The sequence below is a fragment of the Bacillus sp. 37MA genome (assembly GCF_000372765.1).
Classification (GTDB): Bacteria; Bacillota; Bacilli; order Bacillales; family Domibacillaceae; genus Domibacillus; species Domibacillus aminovorans.
The window spans coordinates 638508-649517 of the sequence record NZ_KB889752.1 but is presented as its reverse complement, the minus strand read 5'-3'; the positions used below and the strand labels follow the sequence as shown (position 1 = coordinate 649517).

Below are 11010 nucleotides of genomic sequence, written 5' to 3'. Positions count from 1 at the left end.
CCCAACAAAAATTACACTTTATTTTTAATACGGTAAACGTATGCGAGAATTTCTGCAATTGCTTTAAAAAATTCTTCTGGCACCGCATCTCCGATTTCCGTTTGATCATGTAAGGCTCTTGCCAGTGATCTATTTTCAACCATTGTGACGTCATTTTCTTTGGCTATCAGTTTGATTTTTTGCGCAATGAAATCTGTTCCTTTCGCAACGACATACGGTGCATCAAGTTTTGCATCATCATATTTTAGCGCAATCGCATAATGGGTTGGATTTGTGATCACAACATCTGCATCCGGCACTTCCTGCATCATACGGCGCATGGCCATTTCACGCTGTGTCTGACGAATACGTGATTTAATGAGGGGGTCTCCTTCTGTGTTTTTATGCTCATCTTTAATATCCTGCTTGGACATGCGCAAACTTTTTTCAAAATCAAACTTTTGATAAAAGTAATCAAGAACGCCGAGGACAAGCAGTGCTGCAGCAGCGACAAGTCCCATCTGCACGGTTAATGTTCCAACGAGCGGAAGCGTATCTTCAATCGGCTTTAACGCCAGTTTTAGTACATCTTCTTTATTGTTCCAAAGAATAATAAAGGCCGCAGTTCCTACAAAACCAATTTTCAATATCGACTTTAACAGTTCGACAATGGCCCGCATGGAAAAAATACGTTTAAATCCTTTAATCGGATCCAATTTTTCAAGTTTCGGTTTAATCGGCTCACCGGTTACAAGCCAGCCGACCTGTGCATAGTTGGCCACTACTCCCGCAAGGACCGCTGCGCCCATAAATGGACCTAGTATCAATGCGCACTGCTCCATAATTTCAAATACAATCGCCTTTAAATTCGCTTCAGTAACAGGCATAAGCATGTAGTATTCAACAGAGTGCTGAAACATCTGATAAATATTCCGGCCCATCGACGCCGCAAAAACCAATAAAAAACCAAATAATACGAGCAGACTGACCGCTGTATTTAAATCCTGGCTTTTGGTTACCTGCCCTTTTTTACGGGAGTCCTGCTTCTTCTTCGGCGTCGCTTTTTCCGTTTTTTCTCCCGCGAAAAATTGCAGATTCAGTTTCAACAGCATGGTGCTATCCGCCTCCAAAAATCGTCATTAAATCACGCATTGTATGTAGCATCATTCCGAACAATTCGCGTACTAATGTAAAAATAACACCGAGGACAATAAAGACAACGATAAAAGCAACACCAATTTTGAGCGGAAATCCGACAACAAAAATATTGAGCTGTGGAACTGTCCGGGCGACGATACCGAGCATGACATCGGTCAAAAACAACACGGCAACAACAGGCATTGCCATTTGAAACGCTATGATAAAGACGGCATTAAATGTCCTCGCCATATAATAAGCCGCTTCTCCATTCCCAAAGGGCAAGTACAATTGATCCATCGGAATAAATTCATAACTATAAAAAATCCCATCCAATATAAGATGATGGCCGTTAAGTGCCAACAGCATGAGCAATGAAAACATGTATAAATATTGTCCCATTAGCGGACTCTGTGCGCCGGTCTGTGGGTCAATAACATTGGCGATGGCAAACCCCATCTGAAAATCGATAAATCCACCAGCAATTTGAATCGCAGATAGAACGATAAAGGCAGCTAATCCTATTAATAATCCAGTCATTGCTTCTTTTAAAATGAGCAATATGTATTCACCATTTATTTCAAGCGGACTGGCATCTATTGAATAATACATCGTCCATGAAAGTACAAGTGCAAAAGCGATCCGGTGCTGCGCTGGGATTGTACGATATGAAAAGAGCGGCATCGTCACGAAAAATGCCGATACACGTACGAGAATAAGTAGAAATACAGATAGATTAGGAAATAATTCATCCATCTGCCATTACCCAACAAACCTCGTTAAATTTGTGAAAATCTCCATTGTATACGACACAATACGTGACAGCATCCATGGTCCAAAAAAAATCATTCCAACAAGAACAGCCACAATTTTCGGAACGAATGCCAGCGTCTGCTCTTGAATTTGCGTCGTTGCTTGAAAAATACTAACCGCAAGACCGATTCCGAGCGCAAGCAAAAGGAGTGGTGCACAAACGATAATTGTTGTATAAACCCCTTTTTCAGCAAGGGAAAGAACCATCTCTGTATTCATTTCTTCACCTACCTAAAAGCTTTGTAGCAGCGACTCAATGACGAGATACCAGCCGTCGATCAGTACGAACAATAAAATTTTAAACGGCAATGAAATCATTACTGGCGGGAGCATCATCATCCCCATTGACATGAGGACACTTGCGACAATCATATCAATGACGAGAAACGGAATGAACACCATAAAACCAATTTGAAAAGCCGTTTTAATTTCACTTAACGCAAATGCTGGTACAAGCGTTGTGAGTGGAATATCATCAATCGATTCCGGCTGTTCTGCCTGCGTATAATTCAAAAATAATTCTAAATCCTTTTGCCTCGTATGAACGCTCATAAACTCCTTAAATGGACCGCTCGCCAATGTATACGCTTCTTCGAGGTTAATTTCTTCGTTAAAAAGAGGCGTCAATGCTTCATCATTTACTTCCTGCAAAACAGGCGACATAATAAAAAAGGTTAGAAAGAGCGCGAGGCCGAGAAGTACTTGTGTTGGCGGCATTTGCTGCGTTGCAAGTGCCGTTCTTACAAACGACAACACGATAATAATACGTGTAAAACAGGTCATTAAAATTAAGATACTCGGCGCCACCGACAAAACGGTCAGCATTAATAGCAATTTAACAGACGTAGACACATTTTCAGGTGAGCTTGAATTGAAAAACTCCATGAATTCATTCATCTTTATTCTGCTCCCTGTCTGTTAAATCTTGAACGGCTTGTCCACGGCTTTTTTTCAGATCAGCCATTTTCCGCTCTAATTCCTGTTTAAAATCTGATGATCCGGTTGTTTGTTTCTTTCGTTCTACTTGTGACTTCATTCGATTAATGATATCAGAAGGCTGCATCATTGCGTCCAATTGTTCTTCATAGCGGGCAAGCAGCTCATTTCGTTCTTCTTCATCCTCAATCTCTTTTAACAACGCCACATTTTCACCAACACCAAGAATAAGCACACGGCTGCCCACTTTGACAACTTGCACGGATCGACTTCCTCCAAGCGCGGTACCGCCAAGATGACGAACAGTATGATTTTCTTGATACGAGCGGCTTTTTTTATTAATAAACCGCAATAAAAAATAAAGAAGCGCTACAACGAAAACGAGCGCCCCGACCATGCGAACGACATCTAAAAATCCGATTCCGACCGGTTCACTTGCGGTTTTTGAATCCGCTTCTGTTTTCCCGCTGCCTGCCGGCTCTTCTTCTGCACACAAATCTGGGTTTTCAATACATTCTTTCACATTCGAATCAAATGGCTCTGCCGCGGCAATCAGTTGATTGCCAAAGAACAGAGCCATTGCGAATAAAAAGGGCATTATCCATTTTAAAAATAAGTTCACGTGATCACACCTTTATGAGGATAACACTTTAGATATAGCTTCAATCACACGATCCGCCTGGAATGGCTTCACAATAAAGTCTTTCGCACCGGCTTGAATCGCGTCAATGACCATCGCCTGTTGACCCATTGCCGAACACATAATCACTTTTGCTGCAGCATCTGCTGCTTTAATTTCCTTTAATGCAGCAATTCCATCTTTTTCGGGCATTGTGATATCCATTGTGACAAGATCGGGTTTTAATTCAACGTATTTCTCTACTGCCTGTGCACCATTTTCTGCTTCACCGACTACTTCAAAACCATTCTTCGTCAAAATATCTTTAATCATCATGCGCATAAATGCAGCATCATCTACAACCAAAATTCGATTCGCCATTGTTCCTGACCCCCTGTAAAAGATTAATTTAAATTTTTCAACCGATCCGCTGGACTTGCAATATTTGTAATCCGCACACCGAAATTTTCTTCAATAACAACAACTTCCCCTTTTGCCACTAACCGTTTGTTGACGAGTATGTCTACCGGCTCACCTGCCAGCTTGTCCAATTCAATGATCGAACCTGACGTCAATTCTAATATATCTTTGACAGAACGATTCGTCCGGCCTAATTCAACGGTTACTTGCAGCGGAATATCAAATAACATATTCAAATTGCGCGCTTCCTGTTCACCGAGCTGTGGCGTGTCAAATGACGAGAAGACAGCTGTTTCCACGTTGACTGGCTGTTGTCCAAGTGAAGAGCCACCAATATGACGCGGTTCTTCCGATTCCCGTACCGGGATTGGTCGTGTCTGATGAACAGGTCGTACAGCCGGCTGAGGTGTTGCTTCTGGAGCTTGTGGCTGCGGCGGTGCCTCATTTGCAACTGGCGGCGGCTGAGGCGATGACTCCTGTTCTTCTTGTGGAGGATTCATAAGTTCCGTTACAAGCTGCTTTCCGAATTGCAGCGGAATGAGCTGCATAATATTTGAGTCAATTAAACTTCCAACCTTTAAGCGAAAAGAAATTTTGACTATAAGTTCCTGTTTTGGAATGGTATCGTTTCCTTTACCTTCATTCAAATTCAAAAGCGAAATAGACGGCGGTGAAATATCTATTTTTTTATTAAAAATGGTTGACATCGCTGTTGCCGCCGAACCCATCATTTGATTCATTGCTTCTTGAACTGCGCTCAATTGCAGTTCGCCTAGCTCTCTGGCTACATCAACACCACTGCCGCCAAGCATTAAGTCCGCAATAATCGCTGCATCATCCTGATGAATGACAAGCAAATTCACACCAGTAAATCCTTCTGTATATTCAACTTCAATCGCCGCATATGGATGAGGAAATTCATCTTTAAGTCGACTTTCTTCTATAACTGTAACCGTCGGTGTTGTGATTTCCACTTTTTGGTTCAGTAACGTTGATAACGCTGTTGCTGAACTGCCGAATGAAATGTTGCCAATTTCGCCAAGCGTATCTTGCTCAAAATGATCTAAGTATTCTTCTACACGGTTAACCGTACTTTTTTCCTGTTGCGTGAAATCGTCCATTTCATCGCTGCTTCCTTTTAACAATGCATCAATTTCATCCTGAGACAGCATATCGTTACTCATCATCGTTGTCCCCTCCTTTCATGTAATCGAGTACTTGCACGGCAACTTTTCGGTTCACTCGACCTGGCTGTGCCGTAAATTTCGGAACACTTCCCACTTTTATCGTAAGCGGGGCATCGATTAATGTGTTTAATTCAATAATATCGCCTTCTGCTAATAAAAGAAATTCCTCAATCGTAATATCTGACTCTCCTAGTTCTGCAATAACTGGCAAATTGGCTTGTCGAATCCGTTTCTCCAAACTTTGAATATCTTCTGGACTGTGTTCTTTATTATCCGGATTTTGCATCCAGTATTGAACAGAAAGCTTCGGAATAATCGGTTCGAGTACGACGTGTGGGATACAAATATTAATCATACCCGTCGTTTCACCAATCGTTGTATTTAATGAAATGACCACAACGGTTTCGTTCGGTGACACCATCTGTAAAAACTGAGGGTTCACTTCAAAATCCGTCGCGATTGGATCAATTTCAACAACATTTGCCCATGCTTCACGATAATTTTCAAATGCGCGGTCAAACATATTCGACATAATTCTCGATTCGATTTCAGTTAAATTCTCGATTTTATTTACACCGACTCCGCGTCCCCCTAAAAGGCGATCAAGCATTGAATACGCAACATTCGGATTTACTTCCATTAAAATACGTCCTTCAAGCGGAGGTACTTCGAATACATTTAAAATCGTTCGATTAGGAATGGAGCGAATAAACTCTTCATATGGAATCTGATCTGCAGATACAACGTCGACCTGGACGTACGTTCTGAGCTGTGCAGCGAAAAACGTCGTTAAAATACGAGCAAAGTTATCATGCATTCTCGTTAAACTTCGAATTTGATCTTTTGAAAAGCGTAGTGCACGTTTAAAATCATACACCTTCACTTTCTTTTCCTCTTCTTCTTTTTTTAATTCTTCTGCATCCATTTCACCCGTTGAAAGAGCGGAAAGAAGCGCATCAATCTCATTTTGAGATAAGATCTCTCCTGACAAATATGTCCCCTCCTGTTTATTGAATAATATATGAGGTGATATAAACGGCTTCTACTTCTCCACCTTTCATAATACTATTCAACTCGCTTTTGAGCATCTCTGTTAATTTTTCTTTACCGGCCTCACCTTTTAAATCATCTGCCGTCATTTCCGAAAGTTTTTTGATGATGATATTTTTTGCCTGGAAGTCACGTTTTGTCATTTCTTCCATTGCATCTGCGCTGTCTGTCTGTATTTTAAATGAAATACGAATAAAGTCATCTGATGCCAAATTCGTCGTCATTTCAGGCATATCCACCGATGCTTCCAGAACTTCATCAATGCTTGGCCCTTCTTCAGCCTTGTTACCACCAGGTGATTTTAAAATCATGACAACTGCTATTGTCCCAGCAAGCAAGATGACCGCCATCACGATCATCATGATCATCATTAGTTTATTTTTCTGTTCTTTTTTTTCACTCTCCATCGTCGTCCTCCCCTGCTTTTACTTTTCCGAGAAGCGCAATACGCGTATAAAATGATTCAACGTTCGCCGTCACTTCTTTATGCGATTCACGCACAACATATTTTTTTCCGTTTGTGAGCGTAATCGTCGTATCAGGAAAACTTTCGATCGTTTCTATGTAAATAGCATTGAGCGAAAACGTCTTGCCGTTTAGTCTCGTCACAGTAATCATATATACCAAGGCTGAAGCAGATCCCAGCCCTGTCCCCTCCCCACTGTTGAAAATGCTGAATTAACGTTTTAAGTTGGCAATTTCCTGAACAATTTCATCGGCAGTTGTAATAACGCGGGAATTGGCTTGAAAACTACGCTGCGCAACGATCATTTCGGTGAATTCTTCCGAAAAATCAACGTTGGACATTTCAAGCATTCCTGTTACGACAGTTCCCACACCGCCTTCTCCTGGCCAGGTATACATAGGTGCACCTGAATTAACCGTTTCACTAAAATTGTTTGTACCACTTTTTTCAAGACCTTCCGGATTTGTAAATTTTGCTAATGGAAGACCGCCTTGCGTTATCGTCATTCCATTTTCGTCTGTGTACGTGATCGTCCCATCTTTTTCAATGTTAAAGTTGCTCGCTGTTGTCGGAAGGTTAATCGGAATATACAATACAGCGAAAAGTGGATTGGCTGGATCCGGCACAGCTTTAATTAAATAATCTCCATCGCTATTCACAACATGACCATTTTCGTCAAGTGAAAAGCTGCCAGAACGTGTATACTTGTGATCAGTGATTGTCGTGCCATCCCCACGGCCAAGCATGAAAAATCCTTCGCCAGAAATGGCCAGATCAAGTGAACGTCCTGTCGTCTGCAAGCTGCCTTGGGTCTGAATGGTGTCGATTGAACCAATCTGAATGCCTAGTCCGATCTGCAATGGGTTTGTCCCACCGCGATTCGCACTTGGCTCAGTAGCGCCAGATACTTGCTGGCTTAACATATCTTTAAATGTCGTTCGACCTTTTTTAAAGCCGTGAGTATTTACATTCGCAATATTATTGCTTGTAACATCTAACTCAGTCTGTGAACTTTTTAATCCACTGTAACCTGAATACATCGCTCGCAGCATCCAAAAAACCTTCTCTCTATCTATCAATTATTAACGTTTCAAATTCATTAATTCTTGTAATATTTCATCCGACGTCGTAATAATACGTGTATTCGCTTGAAAACCACGCTGCGCAACGATCATCTCCGTGAACTCTTCTGAAAGATCGACGTTTGACATTTCGAGTGAACCTGATGATAATATCCCTCTTCCATCTACACCTGGAATACCAACTACTGGCACTCCAGAGTTGTCCGTTACCTCATATAAATTGGAACCTACTTTTCGTAAGCCTTCCGGGTTCGGAAATTTAGCGATTTCTATTCGCTGACTAGTATTTAAAGTACCATCTATATAACTTATCGTTCCATCAGTACCAATGCTAAGACTTGTAGCAGTCGTTGGAACTTTGAACGGAGTGCCTACTGCACCCAAATAAAAACCATCTGAGTTAACGAGATCCCCGTTTTCATCCATATAAAAATTACCTGCTCTCGTATAATACGTATTTGTGCCATCATTCACTTGAAAAAAACCATCACCACTTATCGCTAAATCCAGCGTACGACCCGTCGTTTGTGTCGAACCTTCTGTATGTATCGTATCAATGGCAGAAAGTTGAGCGCCTAGGCCAACTTGTTTCGGGTTCACCCCGCCGCGCCCGCCGCCAGTCGGCCCATTGGCACCAGCAATTTGCTGTGACACTAAATCTTTAAAAACAGCACGTCCTTTTTTAAATCCGTATGTGTTTACGTTTGCGATGTTGTTGCCGATCACATCGAGTTTCGATTGAAAGTTTTTCATTCCGCTGATTCCAGAGTACATTGAGCGTAACATAGGTTTGTTTTCCCCTTTCGAATATCGTCTGCGTCATTCGGTCGGCAGACGGCTAGGCTTCCTTTTCGGTCCAGCCTGATAATATATAGATCGATTATACGTTGTCCATGACAATTGTACCGTTGATGTTTGTGAATATCTGTGATCTTGCTTCTTCTCGATTCATCACAGTGATCACTGTGTTGTTTTTGGCGCTGGCAATAAGCGCTGCGTCTTTTAACAAGATGAGTGAATCTTTCACGCCTTTTGAACCGGCTTCGGCAAGCTTTTCACCAATTGACTGCCATTGATCACTGTTAATCACGATACCTCGTTCTTTTAAACGCAGTTCTGCGTGTTTTGAAATGATTGGTTTTGAACTGGTTGACATGACTTTTTCAAGCGTCTCACCAAATGAAAATGACGATGACACTTTTTGATCAACGTTTTTTTTAACTGGTGCAAATGGCTGCATGGTTCCTGTAATAATTGGATTTACGGGTTTCATCTGTTCTTCACCCGCCTATTCAATTTTCGTTAAGCTTGAAGCTGCAATTTTTTCATCGTTCATCAGTTGAAGCCATACTTGTCCATCTTTCATTGACACAGATTTCACTGAGGCACTCTGTTCACTGTCTTCTGCTCCCCACGTAACTGTACGTCCGATTAAGTAGCTTGCCTCAACGAGCGGGTTCGAGCTGATTACATTGCCGCCAGATGTTCCTGTGCTACTGCCAATAAGTTCTGATATGTTAGCCGGCTCAAGGACTGTGCCATCTGAGAGCGTAAATTGAACACTTTCACCTGTAAATTTAATCGACGCAACGGTTCCTGTACCTGTTTCTACAACCGGTTCGCCCCCATCATCTGTTTTTTCCGTCATCTTATGCCAAACAACATCTTTCCCTATAAAGGACTGATAGTTAATCATTTGTGATACCTGCTGCGTCTGCGCCATTTCTTCAATCATCGATGTCATGTTAACCATTTGCTCAAGTGTTGTAAATTGTGCCATCTGTGCGATGAAATCTTTATCTTCCATCGGGCTGAGCGGGTCTTGATTTTGGAGCTGTGTCATCAAAATTTTCAAAAATTCATCTTTTCCAAGCCCGCTGTTGCCCGTCTGTTTCGTCTGAACCGGATTATTGGCTAAATAAAGGGATGGATCAATTTTCGACATGAATTTACACCTCGATTTCTATATCTGTTAAAAGGTCCGCAAACGAACCATTTTCTTCTTCCGTTACTTGATTAGCTTGCTGTTGATCATTTTGTTGCTTTTGTCCATTTTGACGATCTTGTTGATTGTTCCGATCAAACATTTGCTGTCTCGTCTCCTGGTTGGTTATTTCAATCTTCTCCACATTGACGTTTTGCTGACCGAATGCATGTTTTAATTGATGAGCATTTTGCTCAAGCAACTCTTTTACTGCTTGCGTCGATGATAAAATTTTCGCCGTTATCACGCCATTTTGCTGCAAAAGTTCAATACGAAGCGTGCCAAGTTGTTCTGGATAAAGCTTAATCAATAATTTTGTGCCATTCGGCGTTTTCATCAAACTTGAATTGCCAAGAATTTGCGTAAATTTCTCGATAAATTGCTCCATATTCATCGGACGTGAATCGGTTTTAACACTCATCGCAACCTGTTCTATTTTCGTCATTTGATGAATGACAGGATTGAGTGCCTCCTGGCCTAAAGCCGGCCGTACCGTTACAGTTTCAACTTTCGCCTTTTCAATGCCGGCTGGGATGAATGTGACTTCCTGTTTTACTAACGGGGTTTCGGCTACTTTCGGCTGCCCAGCCGGCTGGCCACTGATTGCCGCCGAGTTATAGCGTGCATATGCTGTTTGCATCGCTATTTGACGTGTAGAATTCGTTTGTACCGTTTCCTTTTGCAACATTGAGGCTGCCTGCTGTAATGCTGATTGCAATAATTTAGATGCCTGTTCTGCCGGCGGCTGTTGTTGTTCTGTAAATTGCTGAGCAATTTGTGCGGCTTTCATCACCATAACAGCTGCCTGTTTATCGCTTTCCTTCACAATTTGCAGTGCATTAGCTGCAATTAATTGTACGACTGATGCAAGTTCTGCGACTGGTACTGTTTCCGGCAATTGTTTCATCGTTTCCTCATTCGCAAATAAAGACGCCATTTGCTGAATGGATACCATGATTGTTTCGACATCTGTTCCAAGAATGAGTGCAAGTTCCTGCATTGTTGGCATATCACCATCTTTGAGCAGCCGTTCTGCCATTTTCACGAGTTCCGGGTCTAGGTCCATATCTGGAATATCCATAAGCGATTCGACCGGTTTCACGATAGCTCCGAGTACAGTGGTATAATCAGCAGTTAGCGGGATTGCATCAGCCATTGTCCCTACTTTTCCAGATTGAATCGATTGCTGTACAGCGCCGAGCATTTGTTTAAATTCTGTTTTCGATGTCTTTTGGCCTACAATTGAACTTACTCCTGCTGGAATCGATGCACCAGGTAAAGCAATTGACCCGAAAATAGCCTGCATCTTTTCACACCTCTTTCCGCTACCTATTATC

General features: G+C 41.9%; 15 protein-coding genes. All 15 read right to left on the bottom strand.

Annotation, left to right across the window (positions count from 1 at the left end):
• Positions 1-11: 11 nt before the first annotated feature.
• The 15 genes from flhB to A3M5_RS23600 all read right to left on the bottom strand — a co-directional run bounded on the left by flhB (position 12) and on the right by A3M5_RS23600 (position 10979).
• A complete protein-coding gene (gene flhB / locus A3M5_RS0103450) occupies positions 12-1091 on the bottom strand; it encodes a flagellar biosynthesis protein FlhB (RefSeq protein WP_018392364.1) in 1080 nt (359 codons plus the stop codon).
• A 4-nt stretch (positions 1092-1095) separates the two neighbouring features.
• Positions 1096-1872, bottom strand: coding sequence for a flagellar biosynthetic protein FliR (gene fliR, locus A3M5_RS0103445; protein WP_018392363.1), 777 nt, complete (start codon positions 1870-1872; stop codon positions 1096-1098).
• Between the two features lie 6 nt (positions 1873-1878).
• The gene (gene fliQ, locus A3M5_RS0103440) at positions 1879-2148 is read right to left on the bottom strand and encodes a flagellar biosynthesis protein FliQ (protein ID WP_018392362.1); all 270 of its coding nucleotides are present in this window, start codon (positions 2146-2148) and stop codon (positions 1879-1881) included.
• A 12-nt stretch (positions 2149-2160) separates the two neighbouring features.
• A complete protein-coding gene (gene fliP / locus A3M5_RS0103435) occupies positions 2161-2826 on the bottom strand; it encodes a flagellar type III secretion system pore protein FliP (RefSeq protein WP_018392361.1) in 666 nt (221 codons plus the stop codon).
• Complete coding sequence (locus tag A3M5_RS0103430) at positions 2819-3487, bottom strand: flagellar biosynthetic protein FliO (RefSeq protein ID WP_018392360.1); 669 nt, start codon at positions 3485-3487, stop codon at positions 2819-2821. The genes fliP and A3M5_RS0103430 overlap by 8 nt, the downstream gene beginning before the upstream one ends.
• Positions 3488-3499: 12 nt before the next feature.
• Positions 3500-3865 carry a response regulator gene (locus tag A3M5_RS0103425; RefSeq protein ID WP_018392359.1) on the bottom strand — a complete coding sequence of 122 codons (366 nt, stop codon included), beginning with the start codon at positions 3863-3865 and terminating at the stop codon, positions 3500-3502.
• Between the two features lie 23 nt (positions 3866-3888).
• The gene (fliY, locus tag A3M5_RS0103420; protein ID WP_018392358.1) at positions 3889-5091 is read right to left on the bottom strand and encodes a flagellar motor switch phosphatase FliY; all 1203 of its coding nucleotides are present in this window, start codon (positions 5089-5091) and stop codon (positions 3889-3891) included.
• Positions 5081-6082 carry a flagellar motor switch protein FliM gene (gene fliM / locus A3M5_RS0103415; protein WP_018392357.1) on the bottom strand — a complete coding sequence of 334 codons (1002 nt, stop codon included), beginning with the start codon at positions 6080-6082 and terminating at the stop codon, positions 5081-5083. The genes fliY and fliM overlap by 11 nt, the downstream gene beginning before the upstream one ends.
• Positions 6083-6098: 16 nt before the next feature.
• Complete coding sequence (fliL, locus tag A3M5_RS0103410) at positions 6099-6548, bottom strand: flagellar basal body-associated protein FliL (protein WP_018392356.1); 450 nt, start codon at positions 6546-6548, stop codon at positions 6099-6101.
• Entirely contained in the window at positions 6538-6759 is a 222-nt protein-coding gene (locus A3M5_RS0103405; RefSeq protein WP_018392355.1) for a flagellar FlbD family protein, read from the bottom strand. Before A3M5_RS0103405 ends, fliL begins: the two co-directional genes overlap by 11 nt.
• Before the next feature lie 60 nt (positions 6760-6819).
• The gene (gene flgG, locus A3M5_RS0103400) at positions 6820-7659 is read right to left on the bottom strand and encodes a flagellar basal body rod protein FlgG (RefSeq protein WP_018392354.1); all 840 of its coding nucleotides are present in this window, start codon (positions 7657-7659) and stop codon (positions 6820-6822) included.
• A 30-nt stretch (positions 7660-7689) separates the two neighbouring features.
• On the bottom strand, positions 7690-8475 hold the full coding sequence (flgG, locus tag A3M5_RS0103395) for a flagellar basal body rod protein FlgG (RefSeq protein ID WP_018392353.1): 786 nt from the start codon (positions 8473-8475) through the stop codon (positions 7690-7692).
• Between the two features lie 94 nt (positions 8476-8569).
• The gene (locus A3M5_RS0103390; RefSeq protein ID WP_018392352.1) at positions 8570-8962 is read right to left on the bottom strand and encodes a TIGR02530 family flagellar biosynthesis protein; all 393 of its coding nucleotides are present in this window, start codon (positions 8960-8962) and stop codon (positions 8570-8572) included.
• A gap of 15 nt (positions 8963-8977) precedes the next feature.
• Positions 8978-9634 (bottom strand): flagellar hook assembly protein FlgD, encoded by a 657-nt coding sequence (gene flgD / locus A3M5_RS0103385; RefSeq protein ID WP_018392351.1) that lies wholly within the window; start codon positions 9632-9634, stop codon positions 8978-8980.
• Positions 9635-9638: 4 nt separating this feature from the next.
• On the bottom strand, positions 9639-10979 hold the full coding sequence (locus A3M5_RS23600) for a flagellar hook-length control protein FliK (RefSeq protein ID WP_018392350.1): 1341 nt from the start codon (positions 10977-10979) through the stop codon (positions 9639-9641).
• Between the last annotated feature and the right edge of the window lie 31 nt (positions 10980-11010).